The sequence below is a fragment of the Chryseobacterium pyrolae genome (assembly GCF_025153485.1).
GTDB classification, from domain to species: domain Bacteria; phylum Bacteroidota; class Bacteroidia; order Flavobacteriales; family Weeksellaceae; genus Chryseobacterium; species Chryseobacterium antibioticum.
Genome location: NZ_JANZQH010000001.1, coordinates 196,977 through 217,666 on the forward strand (window position 1 = coordinate 196,977; position 20,690 = coordinate 217,666).

18 protein-coding genes are annotated in these 20,690 nt (G+C 38.0%); 14 read left to right on the forward strand and 4 right to left on the reverse strand.

Annotated features, from left to right (window positions below; translation table 11 throughout):
- Window positions 1–300: 300 nt before the first annotated feature.
- The 7 genes from NZD88_RS00885 to NZD88_RS00915 all read left to right on the forward strand — a co-directional run bounded on the left by NZD88_RS00885 (window position 301) and on the right by NZD88_RS00915 (window position 7,688).
- Window positions 301–1,299, forward strand: coding sequence for a terpene synthase family protein (locus NZD88_RS00885; protein WP_259826701.1), 999 nt, complete (start codon window positions 301–303; stop codon window positions 1,297–1,299).
- Window positions 1,300–1,353: 54 nt separating this feature from the next.
- Window positions 1,354–2,355 carry a terpene synthase family protein gene (locus NZD88_RS00890; RefSeq protein ID WP_259826703.1) on the forward strand — a complete coding sequence of 334 codons (1,002 nt, stop codon included), beginning with the start codon at window positions 1,354–1,356 and terminating at the stop codon, window positions 2,353–2,355.
- A 147-nt stretch (window positions 2,356–2,502) separates the two neighbouring features.
- Window positions 2,503–3,528: a terpene synthase family protein gene (locus tag NZD88_RS00895; RefSeq protein WP_259826704.1), complete on the forward strand. Its 1,026-nt coding sequence runs from the start codon at window positions 2,503–2,505 to the stop codon at window positions 3,526–3,528.
- 288 nt (window positions 3,529–3,816) lie between these two features.
- Window positions 3,817–4,362 carry a hypothetical protein gene (locus NZD88_RS00900; protein ID WP_259826705.1) on the forward strand — a complete coding sequence of 182 codons (546 nt, stop codon included), beginning with the start codon at window positions 3,817–3,819 and terminating at the stop codon, window positions 4,360–4,362.
- Between the two features lie 186 nt (window positions 4,363–4,548).
- Window positions 4,549–5,346, forward strand: a complete 798-nt coding sequence (locus NZD88_RS00905; protein ID WP_259826706.1) for a hypothetical protein — start codon at window positions 4,549–4,551, stop codon at window positions 5,344–5,346.
- Between the two features lie 201 nt (window positions 5,347–5,547).
- On the forward strand, window positions 5,548–6,690 hold the full coding sequence (locus tag NZD88_RS00910) for a 1-acyl-sn-glycerol-3-phosphate acyltransferase (RefSeq protein WP_259826707.1): 1,143 nt from the start codon (window positions 5,548–5,550) through the stop codon (window positions 6,688–6,690).
- A gap of 494 nt (window positions 6,691–7,184) precedes the next feature.
- Entirely contained in the window at window positions 7,185–7,688 is a 504-nt protein-coding gene (locus NZD88_RS00915) for a GNAT family N-acetyltransferase (protein WP_259826708.1), read from the forward strand.
- 156 nt (window positions 7,689–7,844) lie between these two features.
- Here the strand turns inward: NZD88_RS00915 and NZD88_RS00920 are convergent, their stop codons facing one another.
- From NZD88_RS00920 to NZD88_RS00930, 3 genes are all read right to left on the reverse strand, one after another.
- Entirely contained in the window at window positions 7,845–8,660 is an 816-nt protein-coding gene (locus NZD88_RS00920) for a DUF4249 domain-containing protein (RefSeq protein ID WP_259826709.1), read from the reverse strand.
- Window positions 8,661–8,663: 3 nt separating this feature from the next.
- Window positions 8,664–10,994: a TonB-dependent receptor gene (locus tag NZD88_RS00925; protein WP_259826710.1), complete on the reverse strand. Its 2,331-nt coding sequence runs from the start codon at window positions 10,992–10,994 to the stop codon at window positions 8,664–8,666.
- Window positions 10,995–11,166: 172 nt separating this feature from the next.
- A complete protein-coding gene (locus NZD88_RS00930) occupies window positions 11,167–11,346 on the reverse strand; it encodes a hypothetical protein (RefSeq protein ID WP_259826711.1) in 180 nt (59 codons plus the stop codon).
- Between the two features lie 273 nt (window positions 11,347–11,619).
- On the opposite strand from NZD88_RS00930, the gene NZD88_RS00935 reads away from it, so the two are divergent.
- From NZD88_RS00935 to NZD88_RS00960, 6 genes are all read left to right on the forward strand, one after another.
- Window positions 11,620–12,255: a LysE family translocator gene (locus NZD88_RS00935; protein WP_259826712.1), complete on the forward strand. Its 636-nt coding sequence runs from the start codon at window positions 11,620–11,622 to the stop codon at window positions 12,253–12,255.
- 11 nt (window positions 12,256–12,266) lie between these two features.
- Window positions 12,267–13,133, forward strand: coding sequence for an AraC family transcriptional regulator (locus NZD88_RS00940; RefSeq protein ID WP_259826713.1), 867 nt, complete (start codon window positions 12,267–12,269; stop codon window positions 13,131–13,133).
- 88 nt (window positions 13,134–13,221) lie between these two features.
- Entirely contained in the window at window positions 13,222–13,944 is a 723-nt protein-coding gene (locus NZD88_RS00945) for a siderophore-interacting protein (protein ID WP_259826715.1), read from the forward strand.
- Between the two features lie 226 nt (window positions 13,945–14,170).
- Window positions 14,171–14,869 carry a hypothetical protein gene (locus NZD88_RS00950; RefSeq protein ID WP_259826716.1) on the forward strand — a complete coding sequence of 233 codons (699 nt, stop codon included), beginning with the start codon at window positions 14,171–14,173 and terminating at the stop codon, window positions 14,867–14,869.
- 70 nt (window positions 14,870–14,939) lie between these two features.
- Window positions 14,940–16,817: an McrB family protein gene (locus NZD88_RS00955; RefSeq protein ID WP_259826717.1), complete on the forward strand. Its 1,878-nt coding sequence runs from the start codon at window positions 14,940–14,942 to the stop codon at window positions 16,815–16,817.
- A gap of 8 nt (window positions 16,818–16,825) precedes the next feature.
- The gene (locus tag NZD88_RS00960) at window positions 16,826–18,073 is read left to right on the forward strand and encodes an McrC family protein (RefSeq protein WP_259826718.1); all 1,248 of its coding nucleotides are present in this window, start codon (window positions 16,826–16,828) and stop codon (window positions 18,071–18,073) included.
- Between the two features lie 68 nt (window positions 18,074–18,141).
- Here the strand turns inward: NZD88_RS00960 and NZD88_RS00965 are convergent, their stop codons facing one another.
- Window positions 18,142–19,317, reverse strand: a complete 1,176-nt coding sequence (locus NZD88_RS00965) for a T9SS type A sorting domain-containing protein (protein ID WP_259826719.1) — start codon at window positions 19,315–19,317, stop codon at window positions 18,142–18,144.
- A gap of 345 nt (window positions 19,318–19,662) precedes the next feature.
- Here NZD88_RS00965 and NZD88_RS00970 point away from each other — a divergent pair, with 345 nt between their 5' ends.
- A complete protein-coding gene (locus NZD88_RS00970) occupies window positions 19,663–20,688 on the forward strand; it encodes a hypothetical protein (protein WP_259826720.1) in 1,026 nt (341 codons plus the stop codon).
- Window positions 20,689–20,690 lie beyond the last annotated feature (2 nt).

Consider the following 20,690-nt stretch of genomic DNA (forward strand, 5'->3'; position numbering starts at 1 on the left):
AAGATTTGCTATTTGATCAACCTTTCCTTTTAGCCAAATTACAGTCAATACTGTTTAGGTTGGGATTAATTTATTTTAAAACTATTTTCAATACGAGTCCGGGTTTCGATACATCAAAAGAATAAAACGATGGGTTAAGTGACATTTAAAGACAGACAATTTATCGACGAAATGTATACTTAAATGTTGTTTGATGCATCCTATATCCGCATGATCCTGTCCATTTCATATTGAACGACTTTGCCCTAACTATACTCATCTATATTAACCGTTATGTAAAATTTAAAAAACTATAAAACCATGAACACACTTGAACTACTCAACAAAAAATTTAATTACCCCTTCCCGACGTTAAAGAATCCCCATGCAGACCAGTTGCAGGAAATTACTGAAAATCAGTGGATAGATGGGGAGTATCTGTGGCTTTATGAGCAGAATCCTGATCTTCGCAAAAAGTACAAAAAAACCAAAACGGCACATATCGCTGCTCAGTGGTTTCCTACCGCATCACTTGAACGCTTCAAACCTATCTGCAGACTGATGCTGTGGACGCTGTACAATGACGATCTGTATGAGGAAAGCGTATCTGGTGATATTAAAAACATACACACCCAGTCGGTTGCAGTTCTCAATGGTGAAATAAGCGCTGCAGAATCTACAATACCATTGGGAGCTATGTTGGCCTCATTAAGGCAGGAGCTGTTGCAGTTTATTCCTCAGGAATCTATCGTCAGGTTTACAAAGATGATCAGCAGGTATTTTACAGGGCTGGAAACTGAGCTCATATACAAGGAAAAAAAGATGTTTCCAACCATAGAAGAATGTATTGCGTTAAGGGAAAATTCTATCTGCCTGTATCCTTTTCTTCAGCTTACAGAGGTGGAAACGGGAATTGTTCTGCCTCCCGAGATCCACAATCATCCGGTGATTTGCCGCCTGCAGACCCTGGCTTGCCATCTGGTCACCTATTTCAACGAAGTGCAGTCGGTGGTGAAAGATGAGGCGACGGACAGTGTCTATTACAATATTGTTAAAGTAATCCAGCACGAACGGCAAATTTCATTGGAAGATGCGTGTCTGGAAGATCTGCGCCTTCATAATGAAGACCTGAAAGAGTTTGTAGCCCTGCAAGCTTCTCTGCCTGACTTTGGGATCTGGCAGGATGCTGTAGTGAATTGGGTTCATTATATGAGCATGGTCCTGAGCGGATGGAAGAACATCTCTACAAAACTTGGCCGTTACAATGCCATGGAATTTCCAGAAGCAAGGGAGTTGAAAGAAAAGCTGAACCAAATATAAAGAGGACCCAACTTATAACTATTCTATAATTTAAAAACTTAGACTTTAAACAAAATGAAACCAGAAGAATATAATTCAAAAGATTATCTGCCACGGGGCCATTATCCCTGGCCTGACCTTATCAATCCACATGCAGAACAAATGGGGAAAGATATGGACGGATGGATTGACAATGATTACACTTTCCTGACAGAAAAACAACGCAACACATACAAAAAAATGAGGCTCCACATGTGCACGGCTCGTATGTGGCCGGACTTAACCTATGAACAGAGTATTCCCTGCAACAGATTTATGCTTCAGTACGTCGCTCTTGATGATCAGGTGGAGCATTCGTCTCTGGAGGAAATCCAACAGTTACGGACTCGTTGTGTAGACATTCTCAAGGGTGCACAACCAAAGGAGGATGAAAATGCTCTCTATCAACATATGGCGTTAATAAGGGATGAATTCCGCGCCTTGATGCCCGACCTATGGGTGGAGCGTTTTATTTACTATTTTTATCAATCCTTCAGATATGGGATTGAATTGGAGTACCCTTATAAAATAGCACAACGTCCGCCGTCACTTACGCTTTTCAAAACAATTCGTGAATATTCTGTTCTTATGCGTCCCTATCTGATCTTAGGTGAGATTGAATCAGGTCTTGTTCTTCCTGAGCATATTTTTGAGCACATTGTTGTTCAGAAAATGATATCTCATATGACTCTGGTTGTTGCCTGGCAAAATGATATTCACTCGCTGCCAAAAGAAATGGCGAAGGGCACAGAGGTTTTTAACCTGGTTTTTGTATTGCAACAGGAATATAATCTCTCATTGAAGGATGCTTGTTCACAGGCATTCCGCATCCATAATGAAGAATTGGCAAAAGTACTTGCCTTACATGCTGAATACCGCGAGTTTGGTGAATATCAGGAGCATGTAGACAAGTTCGTTTATTATGCAGGAGTTGGACTTCAGGGCGTGAATTCTTTTTATCTGGAAACTGAAAGATACCAACATGGAGGAGTAGGTTTTGCCTGGCCAGAAATCAGTAATGATATAAAAATCAGTTAAATTGATAATAAGTGGTTGTCCGAATTGGTATTATAATTCCGGTGCAAGCGATATGGGGAGGAAATACTTTTAAACTTAATAAAATGCATATTTTCCAGAATTACTTTAAGAAATGTAAACTCAAAAACACCTACAAATAAAAAATTTATGAAAGAAGAACTTCAAATCCCAATTCCTAAATATCCCTGGGCATATATCCCAAGTCCTCTGATGTTTGCTTTTGATGAGATAGAAAAACAATGGATAGAAGAAGATTATGCTTATCTGGGACCAGAGAGCATGAGAAGATACATTAACCAAAATTTAGTAAAGGTATCCGCTTACATGTCACCCACCACGAGTAATCCAGATATGCTTAAGCCTATATGCAGGTTTCTGTTGTATGAAACCTACTTTGATGACTACGTAGAAATTATGCCGCTGGAAGAAATTGAAGCACTTAGAGACCGTGTTTTTGAAGTAATGACAGGGGAAAGTGTCCGTCCTGATGAAATCGGTATATTCAGACAGATGGAACAGGCCAGAAAAGAATGGATTGCTAATGGCATGCCTCAATTTTGGATAGAAAGAATGGCAAAAAGCTTCTGGGAATTTATAACGTATGGAATTATGGAAGAATCCCGTTTTAAAATCAGTAAAACCTATCCCACACTAGCCCGTTTCTTATTAATCAGGAGCCGTTCAATTGGTCAGATAGCCTATGGTAATATGATTGATCCCGCAGTGGGATTTGCACTTCCGGAGGATATTTATCAACATCCGGCAATTCAGCGGGTACTTTTCCTTCATGCCATTATTATAGCAATACAAAACGACTTTGCTTCTATAAGAAAAGAAATGGCAAGTGAAAGTGACAATTTTAATATTATCCTTTTATTTCATCATACCGAGCACCTTTCTTTTGAAGAATCATTGGCTAAAGCCATGAAGCTTCATGATGACTTTGTAACTGAGTTGGAGGAGATTTCACAATGTCTGCCCGATTTCGGCGCTTATCAAAAAGAAGCCGAGAATTATGTATATCATACCAAGCTGATGGTAACCTGTCTTAATGAATGGTATTATATATCCGGTACAAAGCGTTATGAGCCAGAGGGTTTTATCACTCCAAAATACGGTGTACAAGGTGAGAAACCGTTAGATTTTGAGGTAAAATACATTCGGCAGGATTAGCTTAGGCCATATTCATCCTATAATTCAGGCACCAAAGCTATGAACCTAAAGGATTTATCTTGCCGCAGCACATCACATAAGGATGGTATTCATTAGATAGTAAGCTTTAAAAATCTAGGATACAAAACAGCAAAGACGTAAGTTTTTGCTGTTTTTATATGCAGCGAAAATATATATGCTCCTGATGATGAATGGATCATAAAAATTGAACCTTTCTAAATCTGCATTCCCGGAGTGATCACAATATTTTTAAAATCTTATCTTCGTACATTAAAATAACTTGATGATATGAAAAAAATAGTATTCCTCGCTTCAGCTGTTTTTGTATTAAACTCTTGCGTGGTTTCCACAGCGGCTAAAGTCGTAAAGGGTGCTGTCAATGTAAGCTACAAAGCCGTAAAAGGAACAGTCAATGGAATTAGCTGGGCCGTAAGTAAAGCCAAAGGAAAAATAGACGAAGATCGTCTGGACGGGACCTGGAAAGTAGTGGGAGCGTATAAAGGCTCTTTCGAAGACTTTACGAATGATCAGAATCCGCAAAGTTCCTTTACTTCGGAATGTACGGAAGGTTTTGATCAGATTATTTTCAAGGCTAAAAAATCCAAATTCAAACCCGTACACTGCAGTTCAGAAAAGGAAGACTGGGTAAAATACGATTTGGAATTCGGTAAAAATCCTGTCACCAAAGAAAAAGAAAACTATATAGAATACAATTCCAATAATTATATTTCAGTGATTGATGTCAACAATAAAACCATGGTGCTGGAAGGAAACCTGATGCCTAAACTGGCATTTTCAGGGGCGAAATTATATCTTTTGGAAAAAGTAAAGTAAATATTTATTTCAACAAAGATTCAGAGTAGACCATCCAATTCTTAGTTTTTTTGGCTCTCGCACTTTGGAAATAGCATCTGCTATGTCCTGATTTACCTTATAAAAGATCTGACTTTCTACCGGAAGTTTGGTGTAGAATAATATCTCTATCTTAACCAGATCAAAAAACTAATAGAATATTCATTTATGAAACTTAAAATAGGTATCCTTTCACTGCTGGTCACCGCCGTTTTTACAAAAGCGCAGACTACTATTAAACAAAGCGATTTACAGGACTTCAGTATCGGGAAGGAAATGGAAAAGCATGAACCGCAACATATAAGATATAAAGATGGCAAGACATTGGCTCCTGGAAAATATATAGTCATAATGGATGAAGAGGGCAGTAATTCGGAAGGTTTTAAATCATTATTTGAAGTTAATGATCTGGGTAAAATTGATGGTGAAATGAAGCTTGATACACCGGATAAAACTTTCGATGTCAGGGCGGTATATAAAGACGATATTCTGATCAGAATAGACAAAAAGCTAAACGGGAAACTTATAGAAACCTATTACTTTGACCAGGGTATTTTCTATGAAAAAGAATTTGAACCGAATGGTGATTTTAAAAGTGAATCAAGAGCGATAGATGGAAAGGCTGTTTATTCAAAAAGAATGAATCTTTCCGGCTGGGATGTTGAGGATGACGTGGAAGGCACACGTACATTTTATTATGGTAAAACCAATAAAGTAGAAAGCCGTACCAGCACTAAGAATCTTGAAAAAGAGGCTACCTGGATGGAAGAAAAATTTGATGAAAAAGGGAAGCTGATCAGTAAGGAAATCAAATACGGATTAGGTAAAAGTAAAAAAATCAAAAAAGACGGCAGTTACGAAGTGATGATAGATACCGATAAAGGATACAAGGTTTCAGAATACTCTGCTAAAGGTAAATTATTGAAAACCTATGTGGCCGCTTATCCTACGATGCCATCACAATGATCATTTTTAATTCCAGGGAAAAGGGAAGAGAATGTAAGCAGACCCAATATTTGTTTTGTGAATAATTCTACGGTAAATAATTCAATGGTATGTAGAACATAGTTGCTATGTCGACAAATGACATACTTTAACAAACATTGTAGCGTACCCTCGATAAATTTTTGTTCTTTTGCAAAATAGTTTTAATTTTTAAATAATTACATGTCGAAGTTCGATGAAATCAGGCCTTTTTATGATCATGAAGTAAATGAAGCGTTACGGAGTATAGCCCGTGATCCTATGATGACCGCACTGATGAGTTTCACTTTTCCTGATGTTGATAAACAGGTTTGGAGAGAACAGTTTAAGAGTATTCATTCGATAAGTGATTTTCAGCACAATTTTATCGCCCATACCATTCGTCAGATTCTCACGAAAAGCTCTGAAGGCTTAACGACTTCGGGATTTGATCAGCTGGATAAAAATACACCGTACCTTTTCGTTTCCAACCACAGGGATATTGTTTTGGATACCTCACTGCTCAACCTCGTGTTGCTGGAGAAGGAGTTTATCATGACTTCATCTGCCATTGGTGACAATCTGGTTCAGAAAACATTCCTGCATGTATTAGCAAAACTAAATCGTAACTTTTTAGTCCAGAGAGGTTTGCCGATTCGTGAGCAGCTGAAGAGCTCCCAGATCATGTCTGAGTATATTGAGCAGCTTCTGCATGTTGAAAAACGTTCCGTTTGGATCGCCCAGCGTGAGGGAAGAACCAAAGACGGAAATGATGCTACGCAACAAGGTGTTTTAAAAATGCTTGCGATGGCTGCCGGAGATCTTTCTCTGACGGATTATTTTAAAACATTAAAGGTCGTTCCGATATCTATTTCCTATGAATACGATCCTACCGATTCCTTAAAAATGCCACAACTTCTGGCCAAGCACAGAGATGAGGAATACGTTAAGGGTAAGGATGAAGATTTTATGACCATGCTTAGTGGAGTATTGGGTCAAAAGAAACGTATTCACCTGCATGCCGGTCATGTATTGAATACAGAACTGGATGATATTGCCCTCAATTTTGAAAACAAAAATAAGCAGCTGCAGGCTGTTGCCCAGATCATTGATGATTCAATTATACAAAACTATAAGCTTTGGCCGACCAAGTTTATCGCTTATGACCTGCTTCACAACACGAATACATACGCCTCAGAATATACAGAACAGGAAAAACAATTGTTTGTCCGAAGACTTGACATGCGTATCGACCCTTCTGATGCCGTTTCAAAAGAATTTTTCTTAACAATGTATGCGAATCCTCTGATTAATAAAATGAAGTATGAGGACAACTCATTAATGTAAGTATTGCTGAAGAGTTGTCGATATCTGTCTAGGAAGCTGTAGCGTTAAGAAAATTAAAATTTTAGGATTAGGTTTTAATTCTTAGTGAAAGCTTCCAGCCTTGAATTTTTGGTTCATTTTGTTTCAAGACAAAAGAACAAAGACAGAAAATTTAGATAATGCACTATTTTTGTCCAGTATCCTTAACTACTTCATTAGTCTTAATCTCTCGAAAATTATTTCACGATCAATTTTATAGACGATTAAAATATTTTGAATTTAAAGTAGGACCTTGTCATTTGAATAATTTTACTTTTTAAAATGGTAAAATGATTTTATCAATGATTTTAAATAAAATTAGTAAGCTGTTTTGAGGCTCCTAATTTTGCCGAAAGAATAAAGTTTGATGCTAAATAATGATCCAAACCCCTTTTTTTAATTTAAAATTTTCCTAAAAAAGCATGAGTGACGCTTGGGCTATTCATATCTTAGGGGCTGATTAAAAACTAAAAAGCATGAAACTATTTCAACACGATTATTTTCCACACATAACAGGCGATAGGGTATCATTACGACAGATTAAGGATGCAGACCTTGATGATCTTATTGAAATCTCTTTTTACGATGCCATCCAGGCAAAAACAGTTCAGCAGGCAGCCGAAATGCAGTCAAAGATCAATCAGGATTATCTGGACGGGAATTCCATTCACTGGGGAATTGTAGACAACATTACCGATAAAATCGTTGGAACCTGTGGCTACTACCGCGGGTTAGATAAAGGAGAAGGAGAATTGGGCTGTGTTTTATTATCAAAATACTATGGAAAGGGATATATGACCGACGGAATGTCGCTGGCCATTGATTTTGGACTGAATACCCTGGGACTGAAACGTATCTGGGCAGCAACAGGCCAACAAAATGTTCCTGCAAGGAAGCTGCTGGAGCGGCTTAATTTTGTGCAAATTGCAGAAGCAGATGACGAAATCGAATATGAATTAAGACAGGCTAGTGGTAAGTAATGTTCGGAAACCTTTATTTTTGTGGAAATTCAAATTTTTTATTGTGTAAGATGGCATCGACAGCCTGTGAAATATCAAAAAGTTTTCCGTTATATTAAAAAATAAAGGCTATCCCAAAGTCGGAATAGCCTTTATTGATACAATCGTGATCGTCATCTACTGAATCACAATACTTTTTTTCTGTGTGGTATGGGCAGAGAAGTATCCTAAAGCTCCATGATCAATATTACTTGGAGGATTGGAAGGCGTTACACCTCCGCCAGCACCTCCATCCCCTGAAATCTGCAGAAGAGCAGAATAATAGGTGAATATGTTGTGATCAATGGACTGCATTTCTACATAAACGGTATCTCCGGGCACTACCTTATGGTCGGTAGGATCATCATCTTGATCCTCGTTAGGGAGAAATAAAGGTCTTTGATTCACCAGTCCATTATTAACGTTATCTGAAAATACTTCAAACGTTTTTTTAGTCATATTATTAATGGTGAAATTGAAAAGATAGCGGTTTCCTAATGCCACAGGATCTGTAAAAACAGGAAGCAGGGTATAGGTGGTCTCACTTCCGAAAGTAAAGGAATCCTGTGTCAGACCGTCAAAATTAACCACTTCAGGCATTGAACTCTGAGCGGTATATTGTTTTCCTTCTGCCTGTATTTTCAGCGTATAAGTACGTCCTGTTACCCCTGTAAAATTGGTGGTTTTATACTTTCCGTCCCCTACGTATTGTAATGTTTCAGTTTGTCCCGTGTTGTCACTTAAAATCACCTGAGCGTCGGTCACCGCAGGATACTGATTATTTTGAGTAAAAGCTACCGATTTTGTTATTCTTACAAAATAAGGTCCGGGCTGGTTCGTTACATTACCTTCTATGACAATGTTTCCGCTTTTGTCATCCAGATCAAGATCGATCTCCTTTTCACAGGAAGTGACTAAAAACAGCGTTAATATGATAAAAATAATATTCTTCATGATCTAAAATTTGAAATTATAAGTGACATTGGGTACCCAACGGAATAATGAAGTTTGCATAGCTCGGGTGGTTCCCGGGTTATTCGGATTGTCTTCAAACGTGATGGTATAAGCATTTTCACGGCCGTAGATATTATAAATACCAAAAGACCATGATCCTTTGAAGCGTTTGGTAGACTCCGGTTCATACGTAGCACTCAGGTCCATTCTGTGGTAAGAAGGCATACGGTCGGCATTTCTGCTGCCGTACTGAAATATAGTCTGTCCGTTCAGTTCATACTTTGCGGTAGGGAAAGTAACAGCATTTCCTGTACTGTAAAGGAATAATCCCGATAAAGACCATTTTTTATTCAGTTCGTAAGTAGCAACGATAGAGATGTCATGCGTTTTGTCCATCCTCGCATTATACCACTCGTTATCGTTAATTCCGTCTATTTTTCGCTCTGTTTTAGACAATGTATAAGAAATCCAGCCGGTCAGTCTTCCGCTTTTCTTTTTGGCGATAAGTTCCAAACCGTAAGCTCTTCCTTTACCATACAACAATTCACTTTCTACATCAGCTGCCGTATCAAATGAGATCTGTGCTCCGTTTTTAAAGTCGATCTGGTTCTGCATAGATTTATAATAGATCTCCGCATTCAACTCATAATTATTGTTATTGAAATTTCGGCTGTATCCTGCACTGATCTGATCCGCGATTTCCGGTTTTACACTGTAGCTGCTTCCGATCCACTGGTCCGTAGGATTTCCGCTGCTGCTGTTGCTCAGAAGGTGAAGGTTCTGTGTGTTGCGGGAATAGCCTGCTTTCACGCTGCTGACTTCATTAATACGGTAATTCGCTGTAATTCTCGGTTCAAGATTAAAATACGTTTTTCCGAATTGGCCTTTTTCCAGAAATCGACTGTCCGTAATGACTCCATTTTCATAAGTATTATACGTGTCGCCACCTAAAACACTGAAAGTAGAAAGTCTCAAACCATAGTTCACAGTAAATTTGTCAGAGGCTTTGAAATCATCATTAATGTACACCGCATTTTCCCATGATTTTCTCGGATTTCGTGGGAAGCTGCTCACACTCGTACCAGAAGCACTGCTTGGGGTAATCGTATGGTAAATAGACTGAAGCCCGAAACGCACGGAATGTTTATTACCTGCAAACCAGGTAAAATCCTGCTTAAGGTTCCAGTCCTCAATCTGAGAATCTAAACCAAAAGTATTGTCATTGCTTTTAAGGCTGATTTTATAATTGTAATTGCTATAGATGAATGAGGTATTGGAAAACAATTTACTGTTGATGATGCTGTTCCATCGAAGCGTAGCCGTCGTATTTCCCCAGTCTGTAGAGAAAGTGTCACCCAGTCCCAGAACATCTCTTCCGAAATATCCGGATAAATAAAGACGGTTGTTTTCATTGATCTGATAATTCGCCTTCAAATTCAAATCGTAGAAATACAGCTTACTGTCCTTATAATCATCGGAGGTCTTAAGAAACAGATCGGCATATGTTCTTCTTCCTGAAACGATAAATGAGGATTTTTCATTCTGGATAGGACCTTCCACGCTCAGTCTGCTGCTGATCAGGCCAATTCCTCCATTTACATTATAATCCTTATTATTTCCGTCTTTCATTTTAACATCCATCACCGAAGAAAGGCGGCCTCCGTACTGAGCAGGGCTGTTTCCTTTGATAATACTCGCATCCTTCAGGGCATCGCTGTTGAACGTACTGAAAAAACCAAGTAAATGCGAAGCATTATAAACAGGCGCTTCATCCAGTAAGATCAGGTTCTGGTCTGTGGCTCCCCCTCTCACACTGAATCCGCTGCTTCCTTCCCCGTTGCTTTTTATTCCCGGTAAAAGTTGTATCGTTTTCATGACATCCTTTTCCCCGAATAAAACCGGAAGTTTTTCTATATTTTTGATGCTTAAAGTCTCAGTTCCCATCTGGGCTGTGGTAAGATTTTTATTCTTTTTAACCCCTGAAATAACGACTTCATCAATCTTTCCTACTTTTTGATCCTCCTGGTCAAGGGGAAGGTCTACCTTCGTGTTTTGTTCCACTTTGATAGCATATTCGAAATCACGGTAGCCCGGATACGAAACGATAAGTGTGTAGTTTCCTTCGGGAAGAGAAAGGGAGTAAAAGCCATATTCGTTGGCCACCACCGAAATCGAGGGGTCTTCATTTACTTTTACAGTAACCCCGATCAGCAGTTCGCCATTCTTGTGGTCTTTCACAGTACCGCTTACTGAGTACTTTTGCTGCGCCAGAGCCATGGAGCTGAAACAGAGTGCAGCGGCCGTGACGGCAGTCTTAAAAAACAATTTTTGCATTGAGTTTACATTTTAATGGAGTAGAAATCTATCAAATAGTAGGTTTTAATGGATTGATGGTAAGCTGATCATGCAGAACAGGGAAATTAGACGGATCAAACTTTTTATGTTAGGTAAAATGATTATTAGTTTCCTGTCAAACGTAAAAATTCCTAGGATATTACTGTTCAGGTTAAAAAAAAGTGGTATCATGGACCTGAAGGTGGAATATTTTCTCATCGATATCCTGAACGGAAAATACTTTTGCGGATCTTTGAATAAAAGAATAAGGTAGGTTTGAAATCATCCTGACCTCAGTTGTTGGCCTTTTTTCTTGTATGGTAGGCATGCTGCATGGGGTTATCTGGTTCATAGTTTTTGTATGGTTATTCTGAAAAAAGTAAAAATTCCCCCTTTCGGGAATACAAAAATAGCAAAATACCGTTACCAGCCTTATAATTAATTGTAATCTTATCATTAATTAACTGTTTGAACTTGAATGAGAAGAATCAACGGAGAGAATCTGATCCGAAACATGAGATAAAAAATAAGCCTGAAATCACTTATATTTGTTCCGTTATTCCTCAGTGGCAGGAATAAAATGATTTTCCAGCAGATGTTCTTTAACTAAATAATTGATTAAAAGATGATTCCACTTCAAGAACTCGTATTTTTTATTCTGGCTGCACTCGTTTTAGTGATAAGCCCCGGTCCTAATATGATTTATTTGATTTCAAAATCAATCACACAAGGAAAAAAATCAGGATTGATTTCACTGGCAGGTGTTGTTTGCGGTTTTCTGTTCCACATTATTATGGTGTCTTTTGGCCTTACTGCAGTATTATTGGCGGTTCCATTGGCTTATACGGTCCTGAAAACACTCGGAACCGTTTACCTTTTATATTTAGCTTATCAGGCAATTAATCCAAAGAGCAGGAATATATTTGATGTAGATAAGAACAGCCCGCATGACGGCCCTAAAAAGCTTTTCACAGTCGGTTTTTTAACGAATGTGCTGAACCCCAAAGTGGCCGTATTCTACCTGTCATTTTTCCCGCAATTCATTAAACCCGAATATGGTTCCGTTTTGACTCAGAGTCTGGAACTGGGCGTTATTCAGATCTTTGTAAGCTTCAGTGTTAATTTTATCATTGTGCTGACAGCAGCAAGAGTAGCGGCTTTTTTTGCAGGAAATCCCTTTTGGGTAAAAGTGCAAAAATGGTTTATGGCGAGCGTCTTAACCTATCTAGCCGTAAAAATGGCCTTTTCAAAAGCCAGATAAGCTAAGGTACCATGAAACAGTCCATTCCCACCTACGATTTAAGCAGTATCACACAGCATGGTATCCTGATCGAAAGAATTGAAAAACGGACGATCAATAAAGTAGACAATCTTTTTGACAAAGGGATTCATCGCGACAGCCATTATATTTTTACTTTTCTGGAAAGCGGCAGGGCCAGGATGATGGTTGATTTTAAAGTGGTAGAATCGCGCGATGCTGCGGTATTCTTTCTGCTTCCGGGACAGGTTCATGAAGGGATTCTGATGGAAGACGTCACGGGGTGGTTTGTGGCAGTGAAAGCAGACCTGCTGCCGGATGCTGTAAGATCGGTTTTTGAAGAGTCATTGGTGGATATACAACCCATTTCGGTTGATAAAAACTGGATTGAAAAACTCAGTACCTGTGCCGGAATGCTTCAGATGTCTTGCACGGAAGAAATACTGGGAAGTAAAGAAGGCTTTTTGGTTATCCAGTCTTTCATAAATGCTTTTTCGGGGATGTATGCGATGATCTTTTTAGGGGAAAATAGCCTTGGAGTATCTCATGAAAGTCGTGCAATTCAACTGACCAGAACATTCAGGATTCTGGTGAGGAAAGAATTTAAAACCATGAAAAGTCCATCCGCTTATGCCGAAGCTTTGAATATTTCACGGGGCTATCTGACAGATGTTATCAGGGAAGTCACAGGAAAATCGGCACAATACTGGATTCATCAGGAGGTTTTAATTGAAGCCAAGAGGCTCTTATCTTTCACTCATTTGACAGTGAAGGAAATTGCTTACGAATTGGGATACAGCGACCATGCTTATTTCTCCCGCTTATTTTCTAAAGTGGAAGGCTGTCCGCCGTCAGAATTTCGGGATAAAAGCCGGAAATAGATCCTGAACCGCGAATTGTCCAATCAATTCCCTGAAACGGCTATCGGTCCGTTTTCATTTTGAAGCTTCCTTTGCATTAAAATGATTTATGCCAAGCTTACCTAAGTGGATCAATGACACGTTAGAAAATGTCATGTCCTCAAAATTCAAAGAATGCACCGTTATCAATACCGAACCCGTTTCAAAAGATCTTCGTCTCATCCGTTTTGCGTCTGATCTGGAAGATGTTCCTTTTGAACCTGCCTATGCGATTGGAATAAGAGTCAACGAAAGGGATTACCGTAATTATTCGCCCTTCAGTTTTAATAAGCATACAGGGACTTTCGATGTGCTATTTCATCTCCACGATACCGATTCCGTCGGAAGCCGTTTCGCCCATCACCTTGCAGAAGGAGACACTACAAAAATTTTAATGCCTAGAGGAAAACGTTTCTTTGAACCCAACGCGGAAATTCATTTCTCCATAGGCGACGAAACTTCATTAGGAAGCTCTCTGTCCATCAAAGAAGCGGCGGAAGAGATCGGTGGCTCATTTGTCTGCCTTCACGAGCTGGAAGAGCCTTCAGCGCTGAAAGAACTGGAACTGTATGGCTATCACGCTCCAAAAAACGATATACAGAACATTATGGAAGCTTTAAACGACTTTTTAAAAGAAGAAAAGCAGGCCATTTACAATAACGAAGCGGTTTTCTATCTTACAGGCAACGGAAATACGATGTCCGTGATCCGGAAATTTCTTAAGGCAAAAGGAGTTGAGGCTAAGTGTATCAGGTCGCAGGCGTATTGGATGGAGGGGAAGAGGGGTTTGTAGAGGTTTCTAAAGGATAGTGCAACAAATTTCGGAGGCTGATGGAGAGTGTATAGTTACTTTATAAGAATCTGATGATCAATGGACAATTGTTACAGTGACTTTTTGTTGAAAATTACGTTTTCCCGTAAGCAGGAATTAAAGATTTTCAGTATACTTGCTGGCAATATATAATTACTCACGGAGTTTTTCTGTGATACCCCATAAAACCAAATACTAAGAAAATCTAATGCCTACGGAAACAATACAAAATTATTTCAAAAACCTTATTAATTCAGAAGAATATTACTTTCAGAAAGGAAGAGATGCTTTACAAAAATGGATGGAAATTCATTTATCGGATGACGGGCTAATAGAGTTGCGAAGTCTTTTAGATGATTACAACTCTTTTTCTGAGCTCAAAGAAGGGCATACATTTTTTTCAGTGAAAGAAATGCTCTTTGAGATTATATCTTATTGTGATGTACACGCAAGAAACAAAGCTTTTTACAATAAGTATGAAGATAAAAGAGTATTGGCGAAAGCGGGGGTCAGAATGAAACCTTGGGTTATCAATACATTTAATTATAAATACAGTAAAGATGAGGTCAATATAACAGTGAAAAATGCTCTGGATATGTTGATTAATCCAAAAGATAATATAAATTCTATTGCATTGAGCCATAGGGAGCTTATATCTAATTATTATCTTCGTCATCCTTACGATATGAACACGTTTGTTGTTGAACTGAAGAACAAATTTTCTGATTTAGATAAAACCATAAATCCTGAAAATCAGACGCTATTAATAGCGGCACATATGTATGATGAGAAAAAAGAATGGGACAAAAAGCAAATAAATTTTAAAGTTTTTATAAATAACCTTAAAGAATACATCTTTCTTAAAGAATCAGTCAGGCTACGATTTCGGTCCCTTGCATGGAGGTAGAAAACCTCATATTTGGATTTTTGATAAAGAACAACATTTTAATGATAAGAGGGCGCATTTTGAAGTTGTAATGGAAAAAAATAGTATATCGGTTGATTTACACTTTGAAGATGGAGATGAAAATGCAGAATTGATGAGAGGTCTTTTGGGAAATCTTCCTGATTATTTAGAATGGAAAAAGTGGCATTATGGAAATTCTGTTTCTCATCAGACAAAGTTCAGGCTTACTGATGAAGATCTGGTAGATAATGTAGTCGTAGCTTTGGATGATCTTTTTGATGCGACCTTTGAAAAACTAATTGACAAAATAAAAGAAATTAAATCTAACAAAATGAGTGAGAAAAAAGATAATATAATACATCATCCGCTAAATCAAATCCTATATGGCCCTCCTGGAACAGGAAAAACTTACAATACAATCAACAAAGCTGTTCAAATCGCAAATCCCGATTTTATTTTATCAGATCATACTAGAAAACAAATAAAGGATGAATATAAAAGGCTATCAGATGAAGGCAGGATTGTTTTCACAACGTTTCATCAGAGTATGACCTATGAAGATTTTATTGAGGGAATAAAGCCTAAAATAGAAGAAAATGAAGATGGCACTAAAAAAGTGATCTACGAAGTTGAAGAAGGAATTTTCAAAAGAATTTCTAATGATGCTCTAAAGCCGAGATTTAAAAATGAAAGTTCAATTGAGGCTTATACATTTGATGATGCCTGGAGTGAACTTGTGGAAGATGTTAATAAACATCTCGAAGATAAAAATCCTCTTGTATTGACGATCCAGACTCCAGATCTCGGATTGAAGATAGTAGATGTTTCAGATAAAGGAAACTTACAACTTAAACCTATTTATTCGGAAGATTCTAAAATATATACAGTGTCATATTCCAGAGCTGAAAAACTAAGTCAGGCGTTTCCAGATCTTTCAGTAATTAAAAATGTAAATAAGGAGTTTAGAGAAGTTATTGGTGGTTCGAACTCTACGGCTTATTGGTCTGTTTTAAATTATATCAATAATAAAATAAAGCAAAAGCCGGTCAATGAAATAGTAGAAAAAAAATTGCCTTCTCTGCCTTATGTACTTATCATAGATGAAATCAACAGAGGAAATGTTTCCCAGATTTTTGGAGAACTTATTACTTTAATAGAAGAAGACAAGCGTTTAGGTCACGATGAAGCTTTACAGATTACCTTACCTTACAGTAAGAAAAAATTTGGAGTTCCATCCAATTTGTATATTATTGGAACAATGAATACAGCCGACCGCAGTGTGGAAGCATTGGATACAGCTTTGAGAAGAAGATTTTCCTTTGAAGAAATGCTACCGAAACCGGAACTTCTGAATCCTTCAGATATGATAGAAAAACTGTTCTGGGAATATCAAGAACATAGCTGGGACGACAAAGACTATATGTCGGAAGAAAATAAACTCTTTGAACTTTTGGGAGTTTCCGAAGATCTGAAAATCAAAAAAGGACACATCTGGGATGAGATAGAATATGATGGAAAAGGTAAGAAGACTGGGTATTTTAAAGAGTTTAACTACGGTAGAATAGACTTTCAGAAATTATTATCAACAATCAATGAAAGGATTGAAAAACTGATAGATAAAGATCATGCTATAGGTCATGCTTATTTTATTGGAAAAAACAACCAGACAATCATTAATTCCTTTTATAAAAATATAATTCCTCTGCTACAGGAATATTTCTTCGGAGATTATGGTAAAATAGGTTTAGTATTAGGGAGAGGATTTATAAAACTGAAAGAAAATGCTTCGTCGGTTTTTGCAGATTTCGATTACCAAAACGATTACTCAGAAAGAGAGTCCTATGAAATTATAGATTATAGAAATCCGGATACAAACTACATACTAAAGTTACAGGAAGGTGAAACTAAAATGGATTTTGCTAGAGCTATAGAATTGTTAATGAAGTAGTATTTTAGATGAAATCAGCAGAACCAATTGTCATTTTTGAACATGAAAAGCTTTATTTTACGGAAGAGCATAGAAAGCTTAAACTTGATGAAGCTTTAGAAAAGTATCATGGGGATTCTTCTCCCTTTTTTAGCCTGATCAGAAATGGTGTAGAATTTAATCAGCATGTCGGTGTTTTAAAAGTAGGGAATACAACTATTGAGATATTACCGAAGGCAGATAGGAACGGTGAAGAAGTGTGGAGAAGTCTTCTGATTGATATGATCAAAACCGTTTGGGGTTTTGAAGTTAAGATTTCCAGTAGTGCAGATCTAAAGCTTAAAAGTAATTCGATTTTAGATCTGTATTTTGAGTTGTTTATCAAGGAGCTGGAATATTTGCTTCATCGGGGTCTTATCAAAAGATACAACAAGAAAGAAGGAAACCTATATGCTCTAAAGGGATCATTACAGTTTTCAAAACACATATCACAAAACCTGGTCCACCAGGAAAGATTTTATGTCAAATATTCAAATTACGATGTAAATCATAAATTACACTGCATCCTTTATAAAGCATTAAAACTAATTGATCAAACTAATAATAAGCCTGATTTGAACAGTAGGATAGGAGCGATGCTTCTGAACTTTCCTGAGATGAATGATATTAAAATCATAGCATCTACTTTTGATAAAATTGTATACGACCGGAAAAATAAGCATTATGAGAAAGCACTTCAAATTGCTAAGCTTTTATTGCTTAATTATCATCCTGATGTTTCAAAGGGAAGGAATGATGTATTGGCTTTAATGTTTGATATGAACCGCTTATGGGAACAGTTTGTATACGTTGTCTTAAAACGTGAGCTTAAAACAACGGATTTTAAAGTAAGATCTCAGGTGTTAAAAGAATTCTGGAAGTCAGAAACTGGAACTAAAAGTAGAATGAAGCCGGATATTGTTTTAGAATCGGAGGGGCATACTGTTGTTCTTGACACAAAATGGAAAAATTTGTCTGGTAAAGGACCTTCTCCTGAAGATCTGAGACAAATGTATGCTTATCATCATTATTATAAAGCTTCAAAAACTGCCCTGGTTTATCCGGGAGAAGAAGGAAAACTGATCAGAGGAAGATATTCTCCTATCCAAGAAGGTAGTATATCAGATAATACATGCGGAATCGCTTTTATATCTACCCATACTGATATAGCAGCATGGAAAAAGAATATTGTATCATTTGTTCAAGAAAATTTTCTTACTGTCTCTGAAGAAGAATAGATAATAATATAAAAACGGCTGAAGAATCCCTCTTCAGCCGTCTTTTTTGAAAATAATATATCAAGAATTTAATCCCGGATCACCATCTTTTTGGAACCCGTTACTTTTCCGTCGGTGGTCATTTTATAAACATATGTACCGGATGGAAGATCCGAACTTGAAAGGCTAACCGCTCCATTTCCTCTTTCGCGAAGAGGGAGAGATCTTACCAGCTGACCGGAAATGTTATAAATTTCAATCGATGCTGCCTGGGCATTTTTGGGAAGATAATAGCCGATGCTCGTTCCGTTTTTGGTAGGATTGGGAACATTTTGAGAAAGTTGGGCTACCTCTGAAGAAGAAGTAAGAGAAGATGAAGTCCCTTTGTTCAACAGCAGCTGCTTAAGTTCCTCTACCGTGTTTTCAAGATTTTTAATACGGTCTTCCAGTTGCTGTATCGTTTCATCTGAAGCAGCAGTTCTGTTGAGTGGCGTATTGGAAACCATTACATTTCCACTTGGATCTACAACCAGGGCGCGGCCGCTTCCTGTAGGCAGATTTTCATGTCTTACCGTTCCTACCGTATGGAAGTTCGCAGTAGGAGATAAGGTAAGAATGCCGACACTTTGATCTTTAATCAGCATCGTTGAAGTAGGAGATAACCCAAACATGATCGATAATGGAATATTATTCGTCAGTTTCACTCCTCCCGTTCCAGATCCTATCACAAAAGAACGGTTTCCTGTAGCGGCCAGATCAATCCCGAACCCACCGGAATACACATCTTTAAGATCGATGCCCACACCTAATGCAAATTGGTTATGGTTCCTGATAGTGTTTTTCCAGCCCAATGCTACAGATTTGCTGCTATTATTCAGGACAATGTTATCCTGTCCGCTCACGATATTGGCGCCTCCGCCGTTGGTGAGATCATTTCCCCAGCCGCTTACTATAGAACTGCTGGCCAGCCCTCCAAGAATATTGGAGCTTCCCGTAACGATACTTCCTTTTACTTTCGCCACATTGGAGTTATTGACTGCATCAACGATAAATGAACCCGCTTCATTAAGGATAGCTTGTCCCGGGTTGGAAGAAGCTCCGTTGGTTCTCAGATAAAAAGGCCTTGGATCTACAGTACCTGCATAATTGGCTGGAGTAATTCCTCCATTTCCGGTAACCTGCCACTGCTGTGCGCTGGCGATTCCGCTTAACAATACCATAGCTGTTGCCAGGCCATTTTTCATGGATAATAATGATGTTTTCATAAATTTTGAATTTTGATGGTTTTAGTTATCACTAAAGTATGAAATATTATTATTGAAAATAAATATTTATCACGATAAAGTGATTTTAAAACGTATTGTGTTGCTTTAAATCCAATGATAAAAGGAATAGTTTGTATTATATTTAATATCTATAGTATTTATTTGTAAAATCTAATAAGTCTGAAAGTCTTTTCCATACGGATATTTTGCCCACAACGTGTTTTCAGAAATTTTTTCTTTTGCTCGGGTAAGAAAAAGAAACGTTTACGGCTTCCCGTAATTTTTGTTTTACGGTTGTTTATAATTTCGGGCATTATAAAAACGAAAACAAACAACTCAAACATTATGAATAAAAAAACGACTCCGGCAGACCTTTTTTTAGGAGTACTTGCCCTGCTCCTCATCAGTGTCAGCTTTTATCAGACATGGCTTGGTCTGCAGCAGATCTTTGGGCCCGCATCATTTGTGATCGCCCTTGTATTGTCGCTTCTGCTCTTATTTCTTTGCTGGATGATCCGAAATGCCAAACTGGAAGGAAAACCTACGGGAAGCCTTGTGGGAATCTATGTGTTTATCGCTTCTTTCTGTTTTATCGCCAATTTTAATGCCTTGTACACCAGATTTATGAAAACGGATATCTATACCGATGAACTCCGGGAGATCAACAAAAGCTTTATGGCGCTTGAAAATGATGTAGAATCAAAGCTGAGCTATAAATACAATAAAATCATCACCCAGAATATCGAGATCAAGAAAAAGCAGCTGATGGAACAGATCAAAGATCCCGGAAACAAAGGAATAGGAACCCGTGCCCAATCATTGATCAGGGATATCGAAAAACTGACCGGCCAGAAAGTAGATCTGCTCACTCCCGTAGGAACCGATTACGAAGATCTTTCCGAAAGAATGGGCCACCAGATCGATAATATGATCTCCGATCTTTCTCCCGAAGAGAGAGCTTTGAAGACAGATCTTAATAACGCCGCTTTAAAGTGGAATAAAAATATTCAGGATCTGCTTTTATTGTCCAAAAAAGAAAAGGATGACCTGTCACAGGGTGTCATCGATGAATCGCTTGCCGAGTACAATAAATTGGGGAGCAGGGCGCAGACGGTTTTAGGAAATGAAAAAATTCATTTTGAGCCCATCGTTTCCCAGACCCAGGAAGTAGGAAAGATAGGCTTTGCCTTTGAACATGCCATTAAACACTTCGGAATGTATCAGTTTGTGGTGTTGGCCGGGTGTATCTTGCTGGATTTCGTTATCGTGATTATCATTTTGCTGGTAACAGGTCAGGATAACAACAGAAACAACAGAGGGAGTGTGTTCAATAACAAAAGAAGTGGTAATACTTTAATTCCTAATAACTAAGT